At 68.8% G+C, this 24530-nt stretch carries 23 protein-coding genes and 1 riboswitch; of the genes, 15 read left to right on the forward strand and 8 right to left on the reverse strand.

Features of this window, described 5'->3' with window-relative positions; all coding sequences use genetic code 11:
- The 3 genes from G3N62_RS24985 to G3N62_RS24995 all read left to right on the forward strand — a co-directional run.
- Window positions 1–1784: response regulator (locus G3N62_RS24985; RefSeq protein ID WP_241013200.1), on the forward strand; the 1784-nt coding region annotated here is incomplete at its 5' end.
- Window positions 1781–2800 (forward strand): chemotaxis response regulator protein-glutamate methylesterase, encoded by a 1020-nt coding sequence (locus tag G3N62_RS24990; protein ID WP_034185671.1) that lies wholly within the window; start codon window positions 1781–1783, stop codon window positions 2798–2800. The genes G3N62_RS24985 and G3N62_RS24990, both read left to right, overlap by 4 nt.
- A 50-nt stretch (window positions 2801–2850) precedes the next feature.
- Window positions 2851–2954, forward strand: a riboswitch (Fluoride riboswitch).
- A gap of 79 nt (window positions 2955–3033) precedes the next feature.
- Window positions 3034–4275, forward strand: coding sequence for a voltage-gated chloride channel family protein (locus G3N62_RS24995; RefSeq protein ID WP_124668801.1), 1242 nt, complete (start codon window positions 3034–3036; stop codon window positions 4273–4275).
- A gap of 125 nt (window positions 4276–4400) precedes the next feature.
- On the opposite strand, the gene G3N62_RS25000 is transcribed toward G3N62_RS24995, so the two are convergent.
- The gene (locus G3N62_RS25000; RefSeq protein WP_034185673.1) at window positions 4401–5114 is read right to left on the reverse strand and encodes a riboflavin synthase; all 714 of its coding nucleotides are present in this window, start codon (window positions 5112–5114) and stop codon (window positions 4401–4403) included.
- Between the two features lie 209 nt (window positions 5115–5323).
- The gene (locus G3N62_RS25005) at window positions 5324–7186 is read right to left on the reverse strand and encodes an ABC transporter ATP-binding protein (protein WP_124668802.1); all 1863 of its coding nucleotides are present in this window, start codon (window positions 7184–7186) and stop codon (window positions 5324–5326) included.
- 489 nt (window positions 7187–7675) lie between these two features.
- Between G3N62_RS25005 and G3N62_RS25010 the strand changes: the two genes are divergently transcribed.
- Complete coding sequence (locus tag G3N62_RS25010) at window positions 7676–8557, forward strand: Dyp-type peroxidase (protein ID WP_124668803.1); 882 nt, start codon at window positions 7676–7678, stop codon at window positions 8555–8557.
- A 104-nt stretch (window positions 8558–8661) separates the two neighbouring features.
- On the opposite strand, the gene G3N62_RS25015 is transcribed toward G3N62_RS25010, so the two are convergent.
- Together G3N62_RS25015 and G3N62_RS25020 are read right to left on the reverse strand one after the other, a co-directional pair.
- Window positions 8662–9063, reverse strand: a complete 402-nt coding sequence (locus tag G3N62_RS25015; RefSeq protein ID WP_124668804.1) for an OsmC family protein — start codon at window positions 9061–9063, stop codon at window positions 8662–8664.
- Window positions 9064–9144: 81 nt separating this feature from the next.
- On the reverse strand, window positions 9145–10068 hold the full coding sequence (locus G3N62_RS25020) for a LysR family transcriptional regulator (protein WP_124668995.1): 924 nt from the start codon (window positions 10066–10068) through the stop codon (window positions 9145–9147).
- A gap of 460 nt (window positions 10069–10528) precedes the next feature.
- Between G3N62_RS25020 and G3N62_RS25025 the strand changes: the two genes are divergently transcribed.
- From G3N62_RS25025 to G3N62_RS25050, 6 genes are all read left to right on the forward strand, one after another.
- Entirely contained in the window at window positions 10529–11593 is a 1065-nt protein-coding gene (locus G3N62_RS25025; RefSeq protein ID WP_034185678.1) for a helix-turn-helix domain-containing protein, read from the forward strand.
- Window positions 11542–12858, forward strand: a complete 1317-nt coding sequence (locus G3N62_RS25030) for an Nramp family divalent metal transporter (RefSeq protein ID WP_049028188.1) — start codon at window positions 11542–11544, stop codon at window positions 12856–12858. Before G3N62_RS25025 ends, G3N62_RS25030 begins: the two co-directional genes overlap by 52 nt.
- An 81-nt stretch (window positions 12859–12939) precedes the next feature.
- On the forward strand, window positions 12940–13530 hold the full coding sequence (locus G3N62_RS25035; protein ID WP_034185680.1) for a phosphatase PAP2 family protein: 591 nt from the start codon (window positions 12940–12942) through the stop codon (window positions 13528–13530).
- A 435-nt stretch (window positions 13531–13965) separates the two neighbouring features.
- The gene (locus G3N62_RS25040; RefSeq protein ID WP_124668805.1) at window positions 13966–14754 is read left to right on the forward strand and encodes an SDR family oxidoreductase; all 789 of its coding nucleotides are present in this window, start codon (window positions 13966–13968) and stop codon (window positions 14752–14754) included.
- A gap of 37 nt (window positions 14755–14791) precedes the next feature.
- Entirely contained in the window at window positions 14792–15808 is a 1017-nt protein-coding gene (locus G3N62_RS25045; RefSeq protein WP_124668806.1) for an NADP-dependent oxidoreductase, read from the forward strand.
- 195 nt (window positions 15809–16003) lie between these two features.
- A complete protein-coding gene (locus G3N62_RS25050; protein ID WP_034185683.1) occupies window positions 16004–16522 on the forward strand; it encodes a hypothetical protein in 519 nt (172 codons plus the stop codon).
- A gap of 9 nt (window positions 16523–16531) precedes the next feature.
- Here the strand turns inward: G3N62_RS25050 and G3N62_RS25055 are convergent, their stop codons facing one another.
- From G3N62_RS25055 to G3N62_RS25070, 4 genes are all read right to left on the reverse strand, one after another.
- Window positions 16532–17584 (reverse strand): AI-2E family transporter, encoded by a 1053-nt coding sequence (locus tag G3N62_RS25055; RefSeq protein ID WP_034185684.1) that lies wholly within the window; start codon window positions 17582–17584, stop codon window positions 16532–16534.
- A gap of 236 nt (window positions 17585–17820) precedes the next feature.
- Window positions 17821–18405: a YSC84-related protein gene (locus G3N62_RS25060; protein ID WP_034185685.1), complete on the reverse strand. Its 585-nt coding sequence runs from the start codon at window positions 18403–18405 to the stop codon at window positions 17821–17823.
- A 64-nt stretch (window positions 18406–18469) separates the two neighbouring features.
- Window positions 18470–18856, reverse strand: a complete 387-nt coding sequence (locus G3N62_RS25065; protein WP_034185686.1) for a DUF883 family protein — start codon at window positions 18854–18856, stop codon at window positions 18470–18472.
- A gap of 285 nt (window positions 18857–19141) precedes the next feature.
- Complete coding sequence (locus tag G3N62_RS25070; protein WP_124668807.1) at window positions 19142–20989, reverse strand: ExeM/NucH family extracellular endonuclease; 1848 nt, start codon at window positions 20987–20989, stop codon at window positions 19142–19144.
- A 207-nt stretch (window positions 20990–21196) separates the two neighbouring features.
- Between G3N62_RS25070 and G3N62_RS25075 the strand changes: the two genes are divergently transcribed.
- From G3N62_RS25075 to G3N62_RS25095, 5 genes are all read left to right on the forward strand, one after another.
- Entirely contained in the window at window positions 21197–21550 is a 354-nt protein-coding gene (locus G3N62_RS25075) for a YciI family protein (protein WP_034185688.1), read from the forward strand.
- A 125-nt stretch (window positions 21551–21675) separates the two neighbouring features.
- The gene (locus tag G3N62_RS25080; protein ID WP_034185689.1) at window positions 21676–22095 is read left to right on the forward strand and encodes a YciI family protein; all 420 of its coding nucleotides are present in this window, start codon (window positions 21676–21678) and stop codon (window positions 22093–22095) included.
- Between the two features lie 38 nt (window positions 22096–22133).
- A complete protein-coding gene (locus tag G3N62_RS25085) occupies window positions 22134–22550 on the forward strand; it encodes an extradiol dioxygenase (RefSeq protein WP_034185690.1) in 417 nt (138 codons plus the stop codon).
- A complete protein-coding gene (locus G3N62_RS25090) occupies window positions 22547–23815 on the forward strand; it encodes an RNA polymerase sigma factor (RefSeq protein ID WP_124668808.1) in 1269 nt (422 codons plus the stop codon). Before G3N62_RS25085 ends, G3N62_RS25090 begins: the two co-directional genes overlap by 4 nt.
- Before the next feature lie 225 nt (window positions 23816–24040).
- The gene (locus G3N62_RS25095; RefSeq protein WP_006497294.1) at window positions 24041–24463 is read left to right on the forward strand and encodes a rubrerythrin family protein; all 423 of its coding nucleotides are present in this window, start codon (window positions 24041–24043) and stop codon (window positions 24461–24463) included.
- The last annotated feature ends 67 nt before the right edge of the window (window positions 24464–24530 follow it).

Below are 24530 nucleotides of genomic sequence, written 5' to 3' on the forward strand. Positions count from 1 at the left end.
CGGCGCCCGATCCGGCGCAGGCCGGCCGCGTGGCCGGCGCCGGCGCGATGCGCCGCGTGCGGGCCGATACGCTGAACCGGCTGCTGAGCCTGTCCGGCGAATCGCTGGTCGAATCGCGCTGGCTCAAGCCGTTCGCCGAATCGATGCTGCGCGTGAAGCGCGCGCAGCGCGACGCGGCCCGTTCGCTCGATCTGATGTACGAACAATTCGCCGACGATCTCGACGCGGGCATGCTCGCGTCGATGAACGAAGTGCGGCACATGCTCAACGACCTGCAGCGTTCGCTGGCCGAGCGCATGGACGAATTCGACCGCTTCGAGCGGCGCAGCACGCATATCGCCGAGCAGCTGTACGACGAGGCGCTGCAGTGCCGGATGCGGCCGTTCGGCGACGCGACGCGCGCGTATCCGCGCATCGTCCGCGATCTCGCGCGTTCGCTCGGCAAGCAGGTGCGCTTTTCGATCGTCGGCGAGAGCACGCAGGTCGATCGCGACATCCTCGACCTGCTCGACGCGCCGCTCGGCCATCTGCTGCGCAACGCGATCGATCACGGCGTCGATTCGCCCGATGCGCGGCGTGCGCGCGGCAAGCCGGCCGAGGCCAGCGTGACGCTGGAGGCGCGCCACAGCGCCGGCTCGCTGCTCGTCAGCGTGATCGACGACGGGCCGGGCGTCGACATGGACGCGCTGCGCGCGGCCGTCGTGCGCCAGCGCCTGACCGACGACGAGACGGCCGCGCGGCTGTCCGACCCCGAGCTGCTCGAATTCCTGCTGCTGCCGGGCTTCTCGATGCGCGATGCGGTGACCGACGTGTCGGGGCGCGGCGTCGGCCTCGATGCGGTGCAGGAGATGGTGCGCGGCGTGCGCGGCGCGGTGCGGATCTTCAACGAGCCGGGCGCGGGCATGCGCTTCGTGCTGCAGCTGCCGCTCACGCTGTCGGTGATCCGCAGCCTGCTCGTCGAAGTCGGCGGCGAGCCGTATGCGTTCCCGCTCGCGCATGTGCGCCGCACGCTCGAACTCGCGCACGACGACATCGACGTGCTCGAAGGGCAGCCGCATTTTCCGTTCGACGGCCGGCGCGCGGGCCTGGTCGCCGCGCACCAGTTGCTCGACGCGGGCGAACCCGACGTCGCGCGCACGAGCACGGCCGTCGTGGTCGTCGGCGGCGAGCCCGAGCTGTACGGCGTCGCGGTCGACCGTTTCCTCGGCGAGCGGATGCTCGTCGTGCAGCCGCTCGACAGCCGCCTGAACAAGATCCAGAACATCGCGGCCGGCGCGCTGCTCGAGAACGGCGACCCGGTGCTGATCGTCGACGTCGAGGACCTGATCCGCTCGGTCGACAAGCTCGTGCGCGGCGGGCAGCTTGCGCGGGTCACGCGCGACCCGCAACTCGCGTTTGCCGATCGCCGCCGCCGCGTGCTCGTCGTCGACGATTCGCTGACGGTGCGCGAGCTCGAACGCAAGCTGCTGGAAAAGCGCGGTTACGACGTGACGGTCGCGGTCGACGGGATGGAGGGCTGGAACGCGGTGCGCAGCGATACGTTCGATCTCGTCGTGACCGACGTCGACATGCCGCGCATGGACGGCATCGAACTCGTCACGCTGATCAAGGGCGATCCGATGCTCAAGCGCGTGCCGGTGATGATCGTGTCGTACAAGGATCGAGACGAGGATCGCCGTCGCGGGCTCGATGCCGGCGCCGACTACTACCTCGCGAAGAGCAGCTTCCACGACGAGGCGCTGCTCGATGCCGTGCACGACCTGATCGGGGGTGCGCGCGGATGAACATCGGTATCGTCAACGACCTGCCGCTGGCCGTGGAGGCGCTGCGCCGCGTGATCGCGCTGCGCGCGGACCACCGCGTGCTGTGGGTCGCGACCGATGGCGACGAGGCCGTGGATTTCTGCGTCGCGCAGCCGCCCGACGTCGTGCTGATGGATCTCGTGATGCCGAAGGTCGACGGCGTCGCGGCGACGCGCCGGATCATGGCGCGCGCGCCGTGCGCGATCCTGATCGTCACGGCGAGCGTCAGCGCGAACACGTCGTCGGTGTACGAGGCGATGGGGGCCGGTGCGCTCGATGCGGTCGACACGCCGACCCTCGCGCTCGGGCTGTCGACCGACGCGTCGCCGCAGGCGCTGCTCGCGAAGATCGACCAGATCGGCCGGCTGCTCGAAAGCCGGACGGCCGCGCTCGTGCCGCCGGGGCCGGCGCCCGCGCGCGGCCAGCCCACGCTCGTCGCGATCGGCGCGTCGGCGGGCGGACCGACCGCGCTCACCGCGCTGCTGCGCGCGCTGCCGGCCGATTTCCCGGCCGCGCTCGTGATCGTCCAGCACGTCGACCAGGCGTTCGCGTACGGGATGGCCGAGTGGCTCGACGGCTATACGCGGCTGCCGGTGCGCGTCGCGCGGCAAGGCAGCGTGCCGCAGGCCGGCGAGGTACTGCTGGCGGCCACCAACGATCACCTTTACCTGTCGCCGCGCGGCGTGCTCGGCTATACGCAGCATCCGGTCGAGACGCCGTACCGGCCGTCGATCGACGTGTTCTTCAACAGCGTCGCCGACGGCTGGCAGGGCGACGCGCTCGGCGTGCTGCTGACCGGCATGGGACGCGACGGTGCGCTCGGCCTGAAGGCGATGCGCGCGAAGGGGTGCTACACGATCGCGCAGGACGAGGCGACCAGCGCCGTCTACGGGATGCCGAAGGCGGCCGCGGCGATCGGCGCGGCGTCGGCGATCCTGCCGCTCGAGCGGATCGCGCCCCAGCTGATCTCGCGTATCACGCGCCCGCTGCGCGACTGACGGCACGCGGCGGGCCGCATTGCGGGCGATGCGCGGCGTCGCGTACAATGGCGGCCTGCGGAGATGGCATGCCTCCCTGCGGCCGTTGCCGGCGCGTTGCGCGCGGGGCGGCCCTCAACCGCCGGGTTGCCCGGCTGATGATGCCTGCGTGTTCCTGGGTCGTCAGGAGGTCGCAGGCCGTCCATGCGGTATTCTGCCGCCCAGGTTTTGATGTTCCGTCGAATCTGGAAATCATGTTTTTCACGACTTCTTCCGATCTTCTCGCGACCGTGCGCTACGTATGCCGATGGCTCGCGCTCTCGGCGCTGCTCGGCGCGCTCGCGGGCACGGCTTCCGCGTTGTTCCTGATCGCGCTCGACTGGGCGACCGGCACGCGCGTCGCGCATCCGTGGCTGCTGTGGGGGCTGCCGGCCGCCGGTTTCGCCACCGGCTGGACCTATCACCGTTTCGGCCAGTCGGTCGCGCGCGGCAACAACCTGCTGATCGACGAGATCCACGATCCGAAGGCGCTCGTGCCGAAGCGGATGGCGCCGCTCGTGCTCGTCGCGACCGTCGTCACGCACCTGTTCGGCGGCTCGGCCGGCCGCGAGGGCACGGCCGTGCAGATGGGCGGCGCGCTGGCCGATCGCATCACGCACGTGTTCCGGCTCGATCGCGAGCATCGCCGCGTGCTGCTGATGGGCGGCATCGCGGCCGGTTTCGCGTCGGTGTTCGGCACGCCGCTCGCGGGTGCCGTGTTCGGGCTCGAGGTGCTCGCGATCGGGCGCGTGCGGTACGACGCGCTGCTGACCTGCGTCGCGTCGGCGATCGTCGCGGACGTCGTGTGCCGCGCGTGGGGCGTGCATCACACGGTCTATGCGATTCCGTTCGTGCCGGCCGTGTCGGCGACGGGGCTGGTCGTGACGATCGTCGCGGGCGTCGCGTTCGGCGTCGTCGGGCGGCTGTTCGCGTTCGCGACGCATGCGCTGACCGCGTGGTTCCGCCGCGTCGTCCGCCATGCGCCGCTGCAGCCGGTGCTCGGCGGCCTGCTGGTCGCGGTGGTGGCCACCGTGCTGAACGTGCCGCAGTACCTCGGCCTCGGCATCCCGACGATCGAAGCGGCATTTCACGGCCCGCTGCCGCTCTACGATTTCGCGGGCAAGTTCGCGTTCACGGTCGTCACGCTCGCGTCGGGATTCAAGGGCGGCGAAGTGACGCCGCTGTTCTATATCGGCGCGACGCTCGGCAACGCGCTCGGCCAGGTGCTGGCGCTGCCGGTGCCGGTACTCGCGGGGCTCGGGTTCGTCGCGGTGTTCGCGGGCGCGGCCAACACGCCGATCGCGTCGACGATCATGGCGATCGAACTGTTCGGCGCGGACATCGGCGTGTATGCGATCGTCGCGTGTGTCGTCGCGTACCTGTTTTCGGGGCACGCGGGGATTTATCGCGCGCAGCGCGTGGCGGTGGGCAAGGGGACACAGGCCGGGGCGGAGTGAGGCGCGCAAGCGGCTGCGGTCGAAGCCGTTCGAGCGTGCCGTTTGACGAACCGGAACCCCGGATCGAGGTGTGCTTCGACGAAAACCGGGTTCCGGTGATCCGGCGGATCACCGGACACGCGGCTTTACTGCTTCGGCAGCCGCGCGACGTTGCGCGCGAGCAGTTCCTCGATGTCGATGCCTTTTTCCGCCAGCAGCGCGGTGACGACGCCGTTGAGTTCGCCGAGCGTTTCCTTGACCGCTTCGCGGATCGTATCGACGACCACCTGCGTGCTGCGCTCGATCTCGATGTTGACCTTGTCGTTGACGCCCTTCGCATCGAAGGTCGTCGCGCGGCGCGTTTCGGGAATCAGCCAGATATCGAACCAGCCTTCGTCGCGGTTCACGTCCGAGACCGTGAGGCTGCAGCCGTTGATCGCGATATAGCCCTTCGCGAACACATAACGCTTGAACTCGGCGGGCACGCCGATGCGGATCATCCGGTTGTGTTCGGACGTCGCGATGTGCAGGATGGTGCCCGGGAAGTCGACATGGCCCGACAGCGGATGCCCGCCGATTTCCGCGCCGTCCTTCGCGGCCCGTTCGACGTTGATCCGCGAGCCGGTCGCGAGATCGGCCAGCGTCGTGATTTTCAGGCTCGGCAGCATCACGTCGAAGTCGACCAGCGTCGGCGAATGGATGGTCGTCACCGTCAGGCAGACGCCGTCGACCGAGACGCTGGCCCCGATTTCGATGTCGTCGGTGAACCGCTCGGGGAATTCGATGCTGAACGTTCTCAGCTCCCCGTGATCCTTGGTGGCCTTGATGACGCCAACGCCCTGGACAATTCCTGTAAACATCGTCGATCCCTCGTCGCTAATTTCCTGGCCGACATGATAAGTGATCCCGCAAGAGGCGGTGCCGCCGCGCGCGATCCGGGGGAGGCCCCGCGATATTCGGGGACATGAAAAAGGCCGTGCACACGGCACGGCCTCGAACCGGATCTCGTGGGGCGCCCCGGCCCGGCAGTCCCGCCGGCATCACCGGGCCGGGGCGCGGCGGGCTTGCGTCAGGCTTCCGCCGGCTCCCCCAGCGGCCCGGCGGCGTCGTTCGCCATGCGCCGCGGCGCATCGGCGAGCCCCTTCGCGAGCTCCAGCGCCTGCCGCTCGAACAGCCGGCGGTAGATGCCGCCGTCGATGCGGATCAGCGCGTCGTGGTTGCCTTCCTCGATCACCTTGCCGCGATCGAGCACGAGCAGCCGGTCGAGCGCGCGCACCGTCGACAGCCGGTGCGCGACCACGAGCGTCGTGCGGCCGACCATCAGCCGTTCCATCGCCTGCTGGATCAGCAGCTCGCTTTCGCTGTCGAGGCTCGACGTCGCTTCGTCGAGGATCAGGATCGGCGCGTCGGCGAGGAACGCGCGCGCGATCGCGACGCGCTGGCGTTCGCCGCCCGACAGCTTGATCCCGCGTTCGCCGACGAGCGTGTCATAGCCGTCCGGCAGCGCGGCGATGAAGTCGTGCGCGCTGGCGAGACGCGCGGCGCGCTCGATGTCGGCGCGGCTCGCGTCGGGGCGCGCGTAGGCGATGTTCTCCGCGAGCGTGCGGTGGAACAGCACGGGCTCCTGCTGCACGATCGCGATCTGGCTGCGCAGCGAATCCTGCCGCACGCGCGCGATGTCCTGGCCGTCGATCGTGATGCGGCCGCCCGACACGTCGTACAGCCGCTGGATCAGCTTGATGAACGTCGTCTTGCCCGACCCCGAGTGGCCGACGAGGCCCACGCGCTCGCCCGGAGCGATGCGCATCGAGAAGTCGTCGTACAGCGGCACCGGATGGTTGCCGTAGCGGAACGTCACGTGCTCGAAGCGGATCTCGCCTTGTCCGATCCGGATGGCCGGCGCGTCGGGGCGGTCGTCGATGCCGAGCGGCTGGCGTTCGAGCGCGACGAGCTCTTCCATGTCGTTCACCGAGCGCTGCAGGTTGCGGATGTGCATGCCGACGTCGCGCAGGTAGCCCTGCAGCATGAAGAACATCGTCAGCGCGAACGCGATGTCGCCGACGCTCGCCTCGTCGTTCGCCCACAGCCGCAGCGCGACGCCGATCATCGCGGCCTGCATCGCGACGAGCATCGCGCCCTGCAGCCCGCCGTTGAACGTGCCGCGCACCCACGTGCGGCGCGTGCGCTGCCGCCACTTGCCGATCACGCGCGCGAGCCGCGCTTCCTCGCGCGTTTCCGCGCCGAAGGCCTTGACCACGGCGTTGCAGCTGACGGCGTCGGCGAGCGCGCCGCCCATGCGCGTATCCCACAGGTTGCCGAGCCGCGCGGCCGGCGCGACGATGCCGAGCGACACCGCGACCGTCACCGAGATGTACAGCAACGAGCCCGCGCCAACGACGAGCCCCATCACGGGCCAGTGCGTCCCGAGCAGCACGGTGGCGCCGACCAGCATCGTGACCGACGGCAGCAGCGCGATCAGCACCGTGTCGTTCAGCAGGTCGAGCGCCCAGATGCCGCGCGTGATCTTGCGCACGGTCGAGCCCGCGAAGCTGTTCGCGTGCCAGTCGGTCGAGAAGCGCTGCACGCGATGGAACGACGCGGCGGCGATCTCGCTCATCATCTTCAGCGTGAGCGTGATGATGTTCAGGTACACGCCCTGGCGCAGCACCGTCGCGCCGATGCCGAGCGCCGCGAGCATGCCGAACGCGGCGAGCGCCGAATGCCACGCGGCGGCACGGTCGGTGAGGCCGGTCGACAGTGCGTCGACGAGGCGGCCGGCGAACAGCGGCGTGAGGACGTCCGCGAGCGCGGCGAACAGCGCGAGGCCCGCGACCGTGGCGGTGCGTGCCGGCTGCTTGCGCCAGTAACGAAGGGTGAAGCCGAAGACGGCCCGGAATGCGTGGCCGCCCAGATGGGAGGTTTTTCTGGTCATTTATCGTTGCCCGGCGCATCGCGCGACGGGACTTTCCGGTTCGGAGAACGTCGAAAACGCAACAGCCGGGCCGCGCGGAAAACGCGGGCGGAGCGAAAAACGGGCTGTCGGGAAAAGCGCGGCGGACGGGTTAGCGGAAAACTCGGGAGCCGGCGCGGACGGCGGGCTGGATCAGCTGCGCCGTGGGACCACGTTCGAGAAGGTGGCTGGCATTCGGAACATCTGCACCTCCTCTGAAGTGAACGTTGAAAGGACGCCGAAAAGACGTGAAAAGATTCTATCAGCAGTGTACGGCGCGCTGCAACGTCTGACGAATGCGGCGTTGCGGCGTCGATACGGTTAGTATTCAGGGTTTCGGCCCTGCTTTCGCGGGCGTCTCGCGGCGCGGCAGCGCAGGGGCCGGCAGGGGCATCGATTACACTTCGGCGTCCACGGCGCACGATGGTGCGACCCTTGCAGATTCACCCCCGATACACTCCTGAGGAAACGATGAGCGACGTTCAGCAAGGCATCCTGGCTCCGATCGACACGGTAGCCCGGTACCTCACTTTCACGATTTCGAATGACGGCAACGTGGCGGCGGCACTGGCCGCGCTGCGCGAGATCGTCGACGGACGCGACACGGTCGTCGGTTTCGGACAGTCGCTGGCCGCTCACCTCGGGCGTCCGGTGCCGGGCCTGACCGACTTTCCTGCGTTCGCCGTGAAGGATCGCACGCTGCCGGCCACGCCGGCCGACGTATGGGTCTGGCTGCGCGCCGACGACCGCGGCGAGATCGTGCTGCGTGCGCGGGCGATCGAGCGCGCGCTCGCGCCGGCATTTGCGCTGCAGGATGCCGTCGACGGTTTCCGCTATTCGAACGACCGCGACCTGTCCGGTTACGAGGACGGCACCGAGAACCCGGAAGGCGACGACGCGGTGGCCGCGGCGATCGTCACGGGGCAGGGGGCGGGGCTCGACGGTGCGAGCTTCGTCGCGGTGCAGCAATGGCTGCACGACTTCGACCAGATGGAGCGCATTCCGTCGGGCGACATGGACAACATCGTCGGGCGCCGCCGCTTGGACAACGAGGAGCTCGACGACGCACCCGAGTTCGCGCACGTGAAGCGCACCGCGCAGGAAAGCTTCGAGCCCGAGGCGTTCATGCTGCGCCGTTCGTCGCCGTGGTCGGACGCGCGTCGCGCGGGCCTCTACTTCGTCGCGTTCGGCTGCTCGTTCCGCGCGTTCGACGTGCAGATGCGCCGGATGAGCGGCGCGGACGACGGGATCGTCGACGGCCTGTTCCGCTTCACGCGGCCGCTGACTGGCGCGTATTTCTGGTGTCCGCCGATGAAGGGCGGCAAGCTGGACCTGTCCGCGCTCGGACTGTAAGCGCGCGGCGGTATCGATGAACGGGCGGGTCGCGCATCATGCGCGGCCCGCCCGTTTTGCATGTCGGGCGGCGATCGCGTGTCGCGTGTCGCTCGCCGCGTGCATCAGTTCAACGTCGTTTCGATCCGCGTGCCGCGCTTGATGAACTGCGTCACCGGCGTCTTCTCGCAGATTTCCGCGAGACGCTGGCGTTGCGCGTCGTCGAGCGGGCCGTCGAGCGTCACGACGCGCCGCACGTACTGCACGCCTTCGCGATCGGCATGCAACTCGGTGCGCACGGCGATGCGCACGGCCGGCCACGTCTTGCGCTGCATGTACATGCGCAGCGTCGCGGCCGTGCATTGCGCGAGACCGGCCAGGACGAACTCGTACGGCGCCGGCCCGCGATCCTGGCCGCCTTCGCGCGGCGCTTCGTCGCCGGTCAGCGCGTGCGTGCCGGCCTGCAGCTGGACGACGTAGTCGGGTGCGGCCGCGTCGAGCACGGCGGCGGCATGGATGAGCGACATGGCAAGTCTCCGGTAAGCGGGAAGTAAAAGGCGGGCGCCGCGTGACGGCGCGCAGCCGTCAGCATACCGTCCCGGCCTGGGCTATGCGTTGGCGGCTCCGGCGCTGCTGCGCACGAGTGGGGCGATGCGTTCGCGTACCCACTGGTGCGCGCGATCGGTGTCGCGCGATTCATGCCAGTACGCGAGCAGCGGAAACGGCTTGAGCCGCAACGGCAGCGGCCGCACGACGATCGGCAGCAGTGCGGCCATCCGCAGCGCATACGTATGCGGCAGCGTGACCAGCAGGTCGCCCGTCGCGGCGATCTGGCACGCGGCGAAATAGTGCTGGCAGGTGAGGCGGATATCGCGGAAGCGCCCGTCGTTGCCGAGCAGCACGTCGAGCGATTGCGGTTCGCCGAGCGACGACACCGCGATATGTCGGGCCGCGAAATAGTCGCTGCGCCGCAGCGGGTCGCCCGCCAGCGGATGATCGCGGCGCAGCGCGACGACGAGCGAATCGTCGAGCAGGTGTTCGGTGGCGATGCGCGGGCCCGTCTGCACGCGACGATCGACGACGAGGTCGGTATTGCCCGACGCGAGTTCGCGCTCGATGTCGGCCACCGCGACACGGCGGCTCACGAGTCGCAGGCCCGGCGCTTCGTCGGCGAATGCCGCGACGATCCGCGGCAACGCAATGGATTCCAGCACGTCTCGAATGCCGACGGCGATGCTCAGGTCGAGCGTCGCGGGATCGAAGGCCGACGGATCGCGCACGGTGCGTTGCAGGCCCTTCAGATGCAGTTGCACGTCCGCGATGATCGCGCGCGTGCGTTCGGTCGGCACGACGCGATTGCCCTGGCGCACGAACATCGGATCGTCGAAATGCGCGCGCAGCCGGTTGAGCGCGTGCGTGACGGCCGGCTGCGTGAGATGCAGCGCGCGGGCGGCCGCGCCGATGCCGCCGTATACGTACACGGCGTCGAGCACGCGAAACAGGTTCAGGTCGAGGCGATGATCGGCAGGCACGGCGCGCGGTGGGGGTGGTGAACGGTGGATCGATTCTAAGGGATGCGCAGGCAACGGATGCGCCGCGTGTGGTGCGTGACGTGCGTGCCGATCGAACACGTTCGATGCGTATCGATGCCGTTCGGACCGGTACGCGCGTGCGGCTTCGCCCGCAGTGCGGTACGCGACGATGCGTGCCTCGCTTGCGTGATTCTGCATGGGCATACCGGCAATACGTGAGAGCCTGTAGTAATCCGCCATCATGCTGTCCACGTCGGCCATTTCGTGCCAAAGGCGCTACCCGTTCGGCTAAGATGCCGTCGCTTCATATTTCGGGATAGCCGTCCTGTCGCACGCATTCAAACCAAATATAAGCCTGACAGTTCGACGGTATTAGAAGAAGTCGAACAAGTCGGGGGCTTGGCCAGTGAATGCAGCAGATCAGCGGTGGGTCGTTATCTATTTGAGTACGGGGTTTTCGTTGGCCCAGGCCGCGCGTCTTGGCGAGGCCTTCAACCTGGCGAATCGCCTGCATGCGTACAGTGCGGATTACCAACTGAAGTACGTATCCGAAAGCGGGGGACTGTTGCAGTCGTCGTCCGGCGTGAGAATCGCGGCCGAGCCGCTCGGTGACGAGCATGGCCGTCGCGCACTCGCGTTCTTTCATCTTCACGGCGAGCGCGCGGCCGTCAACTGGAACGACGCGTTGCAGCGGCGCCTGACCGACATTCGACGGCATGCGCGCTGGATCGTCGATGCGATGGACCTGCCCGCGCTCGCGGCCACGCGGCGGCCGTCGGCGTCGATCGACGTGCGGCCGGGCCGGGGCGCGCGTCGTGGCGCGACGACGGTCGAGTTGCAGGCCGGCGAGACCGACGTGTTCGCCGCCGCGCTCGACATGTTCCGCGTCGACCTCGGCGACAGCGCCGCGCAGGAGATCGCCAGCAACATGATGCGGCCGGTCGAGCAGCGCTACGCGCAGTCGATGTGGGCGTTTCGCGAGCTGAGCGCGAGCCCGCCGATCCGGATGTCGGCGCAGCGGCTGCGCGCGCAGAGCGTGAACCGCGTGTCGATCGCGAACGCCGCGCAGGTCGCCGCGATGAGCGAGCGCAATTTCCTGCGGCGCTTCAAGAAGGAGATCGGCGTGACGCCGACCGAGTTCGTTCAGCACGTGCGGCTCGAGCGTGCGTGCCACATGCTGATCCACACGACGCTGCCGGCCGACAAGGTCGCGCGGCGCACCGGGTTCGGCAGCGGCGAGCGGCTCGCGAAGCTGTTTCGGCAGCGCCTGCTGATCTCGCCGACCGAATTTCGCGTCGCCGAGCGGGACCGGCTGCTGAATCGCGGCACCATGTCGACCGAGGCGGACGAGGGTTCCGGCGCCGCGTACCGCGCCGGCGACGGGGCGAGTTGGGACGCGTGTATCGACGCGCACGAGAAAACGGGACGGATACCCGTAAAATCGCCCTGTCGCGATCTCGATTCCCGGTTTCCATGCCCTTCCTCCCCACTACCGCCACCGCCCCTTTCTGCCCGTCGGAAGTAAAGGGCAGCATCACGATCGACGCCGGCGCGCCGCGCTGGCAGAAGCTCAAGCGCTTTTTCGGCCCCGGCCTGCTCGTCGCGATCGGCTACATGGATCCCGGCAACTGGGCGACCGACATCCAGGCCGGCTCGCAGTTCGGCTATTCGCTGCTGTGGGTCGTCGCGTTCTCGAGCCTCGCGGCGATCTTCCTGCAGATGCTCGCGGCGCGGCTCGGCCTCGTCGCGGGCAAGGATCTCGCGCAGGCCAGCTACGAACGCTACGGCCGGTTCGGCCGCATCGTGCAGTGGATCACCGCCGAAATATCGATCATCGCGTGCGACATCGCGGAAGTGCTCGGCTGCGCGCTGGCGTTCAAGCTGCTGCTCGGCGTGCCGCTCGCGTGGGGCGTCGTGCTGACCGCGCTCGACACGGTGATCGTGCTCGGCCTGCAGGGCAAGGGCTTCCGGCAGATCGAGGCGATCGTGCTCGGGCTGATCGCGACGATGGCGTTCTGCTTCGTCGCGCAGGTCGCGATCACGCCGCCCGACTGGCATGCGGTGGTCGGCGGGCTCGTGCCGGGCGATCCGGGCCATGACCGCAAGGACGCGATCGTGCTCGCGCTCGGCATCGTCGGCGCGACGATCATGCCGCACAACCTGTACCTGCATTCGTCGGTCGTGCAGACGCGGCATGTCGTCGGCGGCGCGCGCGGCATGATTCGCGACACGCTCGCACTCGTGCGCATCGATACCTGCGTGTCGCTGTTCGTCGCGATGCTCGTCAATGCGGCGATCCTGATCGTCGCCGGTGCGGCGTTCCACGCGACCGGCCTGCACAACGTGACCGACATCGAGCAGGCCTACAAGCTGATTACGCCGATCGCGGGCGGCGCGGCCGCGCTGCTGTTCGGCATCGCGCTGCTCGCGTCGGGGCAAAGCTCGACGCTGACCGGCACGATCGCCGGCCAGGTGATCATGGACGGCTTCCTGCATACGAAGATCCCGTGCTACCAGCGCCGGCTGATCACGCGCGGGCTCGCGCTCGTGCCGGCGCTGATCGGCGTGCTGTGGCTCGGCGACGGGTCGGTCGGGCAACTGCTCGTGTGGAGCCAGGTGCTGCTGAGCCTGCAGCTGCCGTTCGCGATGTGGCCGCTGATCCGCTCGGTCAGCGACCGCGACACGATGGGCGAGCACACGATCGGCCGCGGGATGCAGGTCGCCGCGTGGGCGCTGTTCGTCGTCATCACCGGCACGAACCTGTTGTTGATTACCGGTGTCGCGGGCTGATACAGCCTGTCACAGGCTGACACAGCCGCGCGGCGCGCATGCGGTAAACTGCGGCCTTTCCATCGTTGTCCGAAGTCCGTTATGTGGAGTGAAATCAGCAACATCGGCGACGCCGCGCTGACCTTGCCGATCGCGCTGACCTGCGCGGCCTGGCTGGCGATGGCCGACTGGCGCCTCGCCGCCCGCTGGGGCATGCTGCTCGCCGCCGGCATGGGCGTCGTCGGCGCGACGAAGATCCTGTATGCCGGGTGCGGCATCGAGCTGCCGCAATTCGATTTCCGCGTGATCAGCGGCCATACGATGCTGTCGACGTCCGTGTGGACGGTTGCGCTGTCGATGCTGTGGCAGGCGTTCCGGCCCGGCAAGGCGCCCGGCATCGCGGCCGGGCTGGCCGTCGGCGCGATCACGGCCGTCGCGCGTGTGTTCGACCACTCGCACACGCTGCCTGAAGTCGTCGTCGGCTGGATGCTCGGCGCGCTGGTCGCGCTGGTGTTCCTGCGCGGCTACGACGGCGCGCGGCAGCGCGCGTTCTCGCCGCGCATCGCGGCGGTTTGCCTGCTGCTCGTGTCGGGCATCGCGTACGGGCATCGCGCGCCGTTCCAGCAGATGATCGACATGCATTCGCCGCAGCTCTGCGCGTTCGTGCGCGCGCCGTCGGGCGACGGATTCTGACGGCTGGCCGTTTCCCGCCGGCGTTCGTCCGGCGGTTCCCCGATCGATTGTCCCGAGCGCCATTGCGCGTCCCGCGTCGCGGAACGTCACCCTTGCCATTCCCCGAATCGGCGCATCGGCCGGCCCGCCGGATCGTCCGTGTCGGCTCGCGCGTTCGCGCAGGGGCGCGAAGGTCATGAACGGTGCCTATGACCGGGTATAACGAATATTCATTTCATCGATTGGCGGCATTCGCGTACGCTGGCTGACGTTCAACCGGGGCCGGCCGCCGGACTGACCGGTGCGCGTCACGATCATCTCGATATACTCGCGGAAACCGTGCGGTGCGTCGTCACGACCGCGCCCGGTCGACCGGCCCGTGTCGGCCGGGATAGGCACGGAAAAACCCGTCGCGGCAGCGTTCCGCGACGACGAACCACGACAGGAGCCCGTCACATGACAGCCGTTTCATCGCGCCTCGCAGGCAAGTGCGCATACATTACCGGCGCCGCTGGCGGCCTCGGCCGCGCGATCGCGCGCCGGATGGTCGAGCAGGGCGCGCGCGTGTTCGTGACCGACATCGCCGAGGCGGCGGTGCTCGATGCGTTCGCGCAGGAACTCAACGCGGGCCACGCCACGCAGGTCGCGTTCGCCGCGACGCAGGACGTGCGCGACGAAGCGCGCTGGCAGGCGCTGCTGGCGCAGGCGGTCGATGCGATGGGCGGGTTGTCGGTGCTCGTCAACAACGCGGGCGTCGGCTCGATCGGTTCGCCCGCGCAGATCGAGCTGGACGAATGGCGGCGCGTGATGGCGATCAACGTCGAGAGCATCGTGCTCGGCTGCAAGCATGCGCTGTCGTATCTGGCCGAGAGCCATCCCGCGTCGATCATCAACATCTCGTCGGTCGCCGCGTTCAAGGTCGAACCGGATTTCACCGCGTACAACGCGTCGAAGGCGGCGGTCGCGTCGCTGACGAAGTCGGTCGCGATCGACTGCGCGCGCCGCGAAATCGACGTGCGCTGCAATTCCATTCACCCGGCGTTCATCCGCACGGGGATCGTCGAGCCGCTGTTCCAGTCGCTCGGCGAACGCGACGCGACGCGCAAGCTCGCGCGCGGCATTCCGCTGCGCCGGCTCGGCGAGCCGGACGACGTCGCGCACGCGGCGGTGTATCTCGCCTCCGACGAGAGCCGCTTCGTGACGGCCGCCGAACTCGTGATCGACGGCGGCATGTGCGCGGTCTGACGCGCATCCCGAACCACAACGACTGGAGGAGAACATCGTGTCGACACCCTTGAACCGCCAACTGCGGCTGAAGACGCGCCCCGAGGGGCGCGTCGGCCGCGAACATTTTTCGCTCGTCGAGACGCCGGTGCCGGCGCTCGCGGACGGCGAGGTGCTCGTGCGCGTGCTGTACCTGTCGATGGACCCGACCAACCGCGTGTGGATGAGCGACGTGCCGCAGTACCTGCCGCCCGTCGCGATCGGCGAGGTGATGCGCGCGCTCGGCATCGGGCGCGTGGTCGCGTCGCGTCATGCGGGGTTCGCGCCCGGCGATCTCGTGCAGGGGCTCGTCGGCTGGCAGGACTATGCGGTCGTGCCGGCCGACCAGGCCGCGCAGCTCGTGAAGCTGCCCGCGCAGTCGGGCCTGCCGCTGCCGACGCTGCTCGGCGCGTGCGGGATGAGCGGGCTGACCGCGTACTACGGGCTGACCGACATCGCGCCGGTGCAGCCGGGCGAGACGCTCGTCGTGTCGGCGGCGGCCGGATCGGTCGGCTCGATCGCCGGGCAGATCGGCAAGATCCACGGCGCGCGCGTGGTCGGCATCGCGGGCGGCGCGGACAAGTGCCGCTATCTGACCGAGACGCTCGGCTTCGACGCGGCCGTCGACTACAAGGCCGACGATTTCCGTCAGCAACTGAAGGCGGCGACGCCGGACGGCGTGCACGTGAACTTCGAGAACGTCGGCGGCGAGGTGATGCGCGCGGTGCTGTCGCGAATGGTGATCGGCGGGCGCGTCGCGCTGTGCGGCGTGATCTCGAACTACAACAGCGGCCGCGCGGCCGACGACGTCGGCGTGCTGATCTCGAAGCGGTTGACGATGCGCGGCTTCCTGATCCTGGACTACCGCAAGAGCCGCGAAGCCGTGCAGACGCTTGCCGGCTGGCTGCGCGACGGCCGGCTCAAGGCCGAGGAAACCGTGGCGGATGGTCTCGAGAATGCGCCCGACGTGCTCAATCGCCTGTTCGACGGCGACCATCGCGGCAAGCTCGTGCTGCGCGTCGATCCGGATGCGTGACGAGGCGGAGAGGCGGGTCGCCGGTTGCCGGCGACCGGTGCCGACTACAGTGAGTTCGATTAACCGGGCCGCATTTTAGGACTAGTCCCATATATTGTCCCGGCCGCTCTCCCTAAAGTGATTGCCAGCAGACAGGCGGCGTGACCGACGCGTCACGCCGCCTTTTTTCCGGTCACGCGAAAGGGGAGAGGGAACATGCGAAACGACGCGAAACGGGGGGCATCGGCATCGGGCGCGGTGCGCAATCGAACGGCGTCGCGTACGGGTGGCGTGCAGCGGATCGCTGTCGGGCTCGGTGTCGCGCTGGCCATGTCGAGTGCGATGGCAAACGGGCAGGCGACGTCGGACGGCGTCGTGCATTTCACGGGCGCACTCGTCGATCTCTACGACGTGACGCTCGATGCGCCGTCCGGCGCGTTCGTCGAAGGGCGGGAGATGACCGGCAGCGCGGTGGCGACACTGCGGTTCGAAGCGCACGGCCGGCGCTTGCCGGGCGCGCAGGTGACGCTGGCCGCGGCCGATGGCACGCCGTTCGAGCCGGATGCCGGTTCGGGGGTACGCGCCACGTGGCGCGATGCGCGCGACGATCGAAGCGTGCCGCTGGTATCGGGGCGCGCGTATCGCGTCGGCCCGTACGGCGGTGTGATGACGGTTGCGGCGGATGACGAAACGGGCGCCGTGGCGCCCGTCGTCATCAACATCCGTCATCCTTGACGGCGCGCGTCACTCGCCCTGTTCCGAGCGTGCATAGATGTCCCAGCTCGCCATGAACAGCGCCGCCACGAGCGGCCCGATCACGAACCCGTTGATGCCGAACAGCGCCATCCCGCCGAGCGTCGAGATCAGCACGACCCAGTCGGGCATCTTCGTGTCCTTGCCGACGAGGATCGGGCGCAGCAGGTTGTCGACGAGGCCGATCACGCCGACGCAGAACGCGACGAGGATCACGCATTTCCAGACCGCGCCAATCATCAGGAAGTAGAGCGCCGCCGGTACCCACACGAGGCCCGCGCCGATCGCGGGCAGCAGCGACAGGAACGCCATCAGCGCGCCCCACAGCACGACGCCCTCGATGCCGAGGATCCAGAAGATCAGGCCGCCGAGCGCGCCCTGCACGAGCGCGACCGCGATGTTGCCCTTCACGGTGGCGCGCACGACCGTCGTGAATTTCGCGAGCAGCAGGTTCTTGTGCTCGTCGTCGAGCGGCAGCGCGCGGCGCACGCGGCGGCCGATCTCGCCGCCGTCGCGCAGCAGGAAGAACACCATGTACAGCATCACGCCGAAGCTCACGATGAACTGGAACGTGTTCTGGCCGATGCTGAGCGCCTGGGTGGCCGCGAACTGGCTGATCTGCGCGGCGCCGTCGGTCAGCTTCTTCTGGATGCCCGGGATGTTGGTCAACCCGTATTTCTGCAGCAGGTGCTGGATCGACGACGGCAGCGCGTGAATGATGTCCTGGAAGTACTGCGAATAATTCGGCGGCGCCGACTTGATTTCCTGGTAGACATACGCGATTTCCTGCACGAGCGTCGCGGCGACGAACACGAGCGGCAGGATCACGATCAGGATGATCAGCGACAACGTGAGGAGCGCGGCCAGGTTGCGCCGCTTGCCGAAGCGCGCGGCGAGCCAGCGCTGCACGGGCTGGAACAGGATCGCGAGAATGGTGCCCCAGAACACGGCGCCGGAGAACGGCGCGAGGATCCAGCAGAGTCCGACGGTGACCGCGGCCAGCAGGAAATAGAAGAATTTTTGGTGATCGTGTCCGCTATCCATGGGTGGCGTTCGCGCAGATTGTTGCTTCGTTTGATTGAATTGCGTGGCCCGGCGCGCGATCGGCTCGCGAACGTCACGGGTTCGCGGCGGAGCGCGGCGCGGGGCGGCCCGAACGGGAGTATGCCCGCAAAGGCCCCGCGATCATAGCGGCTGCGTGTGACCCATGCGAAAACGCCGCGGCCGGGGCCGCGGCGCTGCCGGGAAGCGGGCGCGGCCCGAGGCCGCGTGCCGCATCGTCAGATGTTGAGCTTCGTCACCTTGGTGCCGTTCACCGACAGGTCGCCCATCAGGCCCGCGTTGGTCAGGACCAGCACCTCGACCGGTGCGGTGGCCGTGTTGGAGTCGACCGCGCCGTTCGCGCCGACCTTCACGACCGCGACCGACGCGTCGGCGCCGGCCGACCAGCCTTCGGACTTGCGGAACGAGTCGAGCGCATCCTGCGTCATGAACAGGAACACGATCGCCTTCGACTGCGCGCCGGCCTGCAGGCCGACCGACAGCGACGACGTGTTGTAGTAGCCGACGGTGCTGCCGCCGACGCGCAGCGCGCCGTTGCCGGACTGGCCGCCGACGATGAAACCGGCCTGCAGCACGTTCGGGAACACGAGCGTGCCGCGCGATTTCGCGACGAGCTCACGCGAACCCGGCACCGTCGAATAGAGGCGCGACAGCGTGGCGTTCACGCTGGCGTCGATCGACTGGCGCTTCGATGCGCTGGCGGCGGGGCTGTCGGGTTTGTCGGGCGTGGTCGTGCAGCCGGCGAGCGCGAGGCTGCCGAGCATCACGGCGGCGGCGGCCTTCATGGCGAGAGACTTCTGCATGGCGGTTCTCCTTCGTTGTCTGATTGAAGATGGGCGGTGCGGGCAGCGGGGCGGCTGGCCGCGGTCAACGGCGGGACAGCAGCAGGCCCGCAACGAATGCGAGACCGGCCACGACGCCGGCGGTTTGCCACGGGTTGTCGTGCACGACCTGCGACACGCGTTCCGCCGACTCGCGCAGCCGGGCGGCCGCGCTGCCCGACGCGTAGTCGAGCGCGCCGCGTGCTTCGTCGAGCTTGGATTGCACGCGCTTGCGCAGGGCGGCGATATCGCCGTCGCCATCGTTTTTCAACAGGTCTTCCAGTTCGTCGACCAGCCCGCGCAGATCGTCGGTCACGTCCGCGTGCAGGTCGCGGGCGGCCGAGCGTGTCGTACGTCCCACGCGCCGGCCGGTGCGACGGATGTCGGAGAGGCCGCGGTCCAGCTTGTGTTCGATCGAGTCGGTGAGCGCCATGATGTTTATCCTCCTTCGATTCAAGGCCAATTTGAAGATAAGACGAATCCCAGCAACCAATGTGATTCACTTGACCCGATTGAGTTTCGAGACAATTTTTCAATTCGTCGGCGGAATTGCCGGGAAGCCCCGCCACGCGGGGCCGCGCGAAGATTGAAAAAAATTCTCAATTGGGCGAAACGCGTGCAGCTCAAAGCGATACGAAGTGAATGTGCGGTAAATATGGCGTCGCCCGGGGTACCAGGTAAATAGTGCCATTGCACGCGATGGGCTGATGCAAATGCACTAATCGACGCCGTACGGGCGAGCAGGGTTTGTGCCTGCGCCCGGCATTCGCGGGCCGTTACCCAGTGCGAGGTCGACGACGACGGGATCGTGGTCCGATGACCGATACGCGTCGGGTGCGTAATAGGACGACCGATGCGCGGCCGTTTTGTAATCGGGCACCGGTTGCAGGGCAAACGGTTCATCGGCGTTGATGTGCCAGACGTGCACGGCCCTGACGCGCGCGGCCACGCCCGGCGTCGCGAGCGCGTGATCGAGGCTGCCGGCTTCGCCGCCGAATACGTAGCTGTACGCAGTATCACCGACGAAGCGTGCCACCAGGTTCGTATAGCCGCGCGCTTCGAGCGCACGAACGGGGTCTTCCTTCGCATAGCTGTTCAGGTCGCCGATCAGCAGCACGCCGTCGGCCGCGGCGCCCGTCGGCGACGTGGCGAGCCAGTCGGCGACGCGCACGGCTGCCCGCGTGCGGGCCGCATTCCAGCAGCCCTGGCCGTCCGACTGGTCGCGATCGGCGCCGCTCGCGTTCGGGCAGTTCTTCGACTTCAGGTGATTGACCGCGACCGTGAACGCACGTGTGCCGCCGACGCGCCGGAATGTCTGCGCGAGCGGCGGCCGGTGCCGGCCGCCCAGCGCGACGGTGGCGGCGCGCCCGACCGGTTCGACCGCGCGGCTGTCGTACAGCAGCGCCACCGCGATCGCATCGTCGCCGAGCCGCGCGGTACCGGGATCGACCGCGCGCCAGCCGTCGCCGAGTTGCGTGGCGAGACGCCGCACGGCGCTCGTGTCGCCGTGGCCGTTGTTCGCGATTTCCATCAGCCCGATCACGTCGGCGTCCAGCGCGCGCAACGCCGCGACGATCTTTGCTTCCTGCCGCGCGAATGCCGCGGGTGATTTTGCGCCGCGATCGGCCGCTGCGCCGAATCCGCCGCCGTGGCCGTCGCCGTTGAAATAGTTGAAAACGTTGAACGACACGATGCGCACGTCGGCGTCGGGATGCCGGCGTGGCGCATCGGTACGCGGATTCGTCGCGGCGTCGAACACCGGTGGTGCGCCGGCGGCCGGTTGCAGGCGCCACGCGCCGTAGCGCAGCTCGAGCACGCCTTCGACGCCGCGCACCGTGTAGCCCGCGCGCAGCGTGTTGGCGACGCTCAGTGCGGGCGGCGGATAGCGGACTGCCGTGCGATCGAGGCGGTTCGAGCCGTCGTCGAGCACGATGCGGTTGCGCGCGTTGGCCGCCGCGCGCGCCGCGGCCTCGGCGGGCGGCGCGACCTGGGTCGGGATGCGCAGCCGGCCGTTGCTGAGCACGACGCTGCCGTAGCGGCCGAGTTCGTGCGTGTCGCTGACGGTCAGCGTTTGCGGCAGGCGCACCAGCATGCTTTCGTGCGCGGCCAGCACGTCCGGCGTGGCGACCGGCAGCGTGAGCGTGGCGGGCGTGACCGTCTGCCCGCGTGCGCAGACGGCGATGCCGCCCGTCAGCGTGAATTGCGTGCGGCCGTATCGATCGTCGACCCGGCCGGTGAGATGCACGAGATCGCCGGCGTTCGCGCGTGCGTTCGGCGCGTATACGAACAGGCCTTCCGGGACGCCCGGCGTGCGCTTGCGCCGCGCGTCGGCCTGCTGGACGAAGAAGCCGCCGAGGCCGTCGGCCCCGCCGAACGCCGCCGTGACGACGGCCTCGATCGACGTCGTGTGCCCTGCCGCCGGCGACGGGCCGCCGGCGCGGCGCAGGTCGGCAATCGCCGAGGTCGCGCCGCCGCAGCCGGCGCTGACCGGCAGCGCGGCCCCGGCCGGGCGGACGAAGAGGGCGGGCAACAGCGCAACGGCAAGCAGCGGCGGCAGGCGTGACATGGGGCGGTCCTCGGGAAGAAAATCCGACAGTTCGGGCCTGCATTCTGAAGGCAAAATGTCAGGAAGCGGCCGAATTGGCCGTCAGGCCAGTGCCGATCGGCCAACGATGTCGGCAGGCCGCATCGCGGCTGTTACGCTTTCGCATCGGGTGCCGCGTGCCGATCGCGCGGCTAACGCTGCCGCGCCCCGTCCCCACAGGAGAAATCCATGTCTTACATGCTGTTGATTGTCGAACCGACCGAACAGCGCGCCGAGCGCACGCTCGACGAAGGTCAGGCGCTGTACGCGCGGATGGTCGATTTCGCCGAGACGTTGAAGGCGCGCGGCGTGCTGCGCGGCGTCGAGTCGCTGGAGCGCTCCGAGCGCGGCACGCGCGTGCAGGTGCGGGACGGCGAGACGCGCCTGCTCGACGGCCCGTTCGCGGAGGCAAAGGAAATGGTCGGCGGCTTCTTCCTCGTCGATGTCGACACGCGCGAAGAGGCGATCGAGATCGCGCGCCAGTGCCCGGCCGCGCAATGGTGCACGGTCGAGGTTCGGGCGGTGGGGCCGTGCTTCCTGTAACGACGGCGACTCGGTATTTACCCTGATGCGTCGCGGCGCGTGTCGATCCGGCCGTCTTTCGTCCGTCGTCCGGATAAGGCCCCGATGAACGGGCGCCTCCTGCCATCGACGACAAGGAGTACACGATGCGATTCATGATCATGATCCGGGCGAACGCCGTCAGCGAATCCGACGCGTTGCCGGACAACCGGCTGGTCGAGGCCATGACCGTCTATCACGAGGAACTGGCCAAGGCCGGCGTGCTGCTCGACGCGAACGGGCTGCGGCCGAGCGCGCGCGGCTGGCGCGTGCGCTACACGGGCGGCAAGGGCACGGTGGTCGACGGGCCGTTTGCCGAAACGAAGGAACTGATCGCCGGTTACACGCTGATCCAGGTGCGTTCGCGCGACGAGGCGCTCGAATGGACGCGGCGGTTTCCCGCGCCGTTCGGTGCCGAGATGGATTGCGAGATCGAGGTGCGGCCGCTGTTCGAACTCGACGACCTCACGCCGAGCGATGCGGTCGAGCGGTTCCGCGATCTCCACGTCGGCCGCGCCGGCGCCTGAGCGTCCACGTCGATCCAACTTCACCGGGAGCACCCGTCATGCACAAGATGGTCTTCATCAACCTGCCCGTGGCCGACCTGCCGCGCTCGAAGGCGTTCTACCAGGCCCTCGGCTTCGAAGTCGTGCCGGCCTATACCAACGACCAGGCCGCCTGCATCAAGATCAGCGACACGATCTTCGCGATGCTGCTCGTGCGGCCGTTCTTCCAGACCTTTACCGGCAAGACGATCATCGATCCGGCGACGCAGGTGCAGGTGCTGTCGTGCCTGTCGTGCGACAGCCGCGCCGAGGTCGACGCGATCGTCGCGAAGGCGCTCGCGGCCGGCGGCTCCGCGCCGCAGGCCCCGCGCGAGTATCCGAACATGTACGGCCACGGGTTCGACGATCCGGACGGCCACGCATGGGAGCTGATGGCCATGCCGCTGGACGCGTCGGGCCAGGGGCAGGCGTCGTGACGCTGGAGGCGACGCATCGTGCGATCGAAGCGGTCTGGCGGATCGAGGCGCCGAAGATCATCGCGCGTGCCGCGCGCGTGGTGCGCGACGTCGGCGTGGCCGAGGAACTGGCGCAGGACACGCTCGTCGCGGCGCTCGAACACTGGCCCGTCGACGGCGTGCCCGACAATCCGGCCGCGTGGCTGATGACGGCCGTGAAGCGCCGCGCGCTCGACCGTGTCCGGCAGGAGTCGCTGCATGCGGCGAAGCGCGACCAGCTCGGTCACGAGATGGACGCGCTCGAAGCGCACGTCGTCCCCGACATCGCGGAGGCGCTCGCCGACGCGAGCGAGGACGACATCGGCGACGACCTGCTGCGGCTGATCTTCACGTCGTGCCACCCGGTGCTGTCGACCGATGCGCGGGTCGCGCTGACGCTGCGGCTGCTCGGCGGCCTGACGACCGGCGAGATCGCGCGTGCGTTCCTGACGCCCGAGCCGACGATCGCGCAGCGGATCGTGCGGGCAAAGCGCACGCTGTCGGCCGCGCACGTGCCGTTCGAGGTGCCGGCCGCCGATGCACGGCCGGCACGGCTCGCGTCGGTGCTCGAAGTGATCTACCTCGTGTTCAACGAAGGCCATGCGGCGACCGTCGGCGACGACTGGACGCGTCCGGCGCTGTGCGACGAAGCGCTGCGGCTCGGCCGCGTGCTGGCCGGACTCGCGCCGGACGAGAGCGAAGTGCTCGGGCTCGTCGCGCTGATGGAACTGCAGGCGTCGCGCATGCATGCGCGCACCGATGCGCAGGGCCGGCCGGTGCTGCTGCTCGATCAGGATCGCAGCCGCTGGGATCCGCTGCTGATCCGGCGCGGCCTCGCGGCGCTGGAGCGGGCGACCAAGCTCGGCGGCGTGCGCGGGCCGTATGCGCTGCAGGCCGCGCTGGCGGCCTGCCATGCGCGTGCGCGGCAGGCGTCGGATACCGACTGGGCGCAGATCGTCGCGCTGTACGACGCGCTCGCCGAGGTTGCCCCGTCGCCGGTCGTCGAGTTGAATCGCGCGGTGGCGGTGGGGATGGCGTTCGGGCCGGCCGCGGCCCTCGACATCGTCGATGCGTTGCGCGACGATCCCGCGTTCGCGCGTTATCACTGGCTGCCGAGCGTGCGCGGCGACCTGCTGGCCAAGCTCGGCCGCACCGACGAAGCCCGGCTGGAGTTCCGGCGCGCGGCGGACATGACGCGCAACGCGCGCGAACGCGAATTACTGCTCAAGCGCGCGACCGATGCCTGACGCATGAGGCATGACCCACGCGGAGCGCGCCGAACGCATGGTCCCGACGCCACCCGCGCCCCCACCCGACACTATCGCGCGCATTGAAAAAGCCTATTGGGGGATGCGAACGCGAGCGCCTAGATTGAAGAGCACGATGTGCGCGCCCCGGCACACGCATCGTTCCCCACATACTTCATCGGCCCGGCTTCGCACGCGGCCGCGCCGACTCGAACGGAGGCGCAAATGGCTCAACTCAAGGGCAGCAAAACCGAAGAGAACCTGAAGGCCGCATTCGCGGGTGAATCGCAGGCGAACCGGCGCTATCTGTATTTCGCTTCGAAGGCCGACGTCGAAGGGCAGAACGACGTCGCCGCGCTGTTCCGCTCGACCGCCGAAGGCGAAACGGGCCATGCGCACGGCCATCTCGAATACCTGGAAGCGGTCGGCGATCCGGCCACGGGCTTGCCGTTCGGTTCGTCGCGGCTGAATCTCGAATCGGCGATCGCCGGCGAGACGCACGAATACACCGACATGTATCCGGGCATGGCGAAGACCGCACGGGACGAAGGCTTCGACGAAATCGCGAACTGGTTCGAAACGCTGGCGAAAGCCGAACGCAGCCACGCGAACCGCTATACGAAGGCGCTGGACAGTCTCGTCGACTGACGGGCCGCCGCGGGCCGCACGGCATCGCCGCGCGGCCGGCATGCGGCCGGCCGTTCGTTCATCGCTG

The organism is Burkholderia sp. Tr-20355, assembly GCF_017104685.1.
Classification (GTDB): Bacteria; Pseudomonadota; Gammaproteobacteria; order Burkholderiales; family Burkholderiaceae; genus Burkholderia; species Burkholderia seminalis.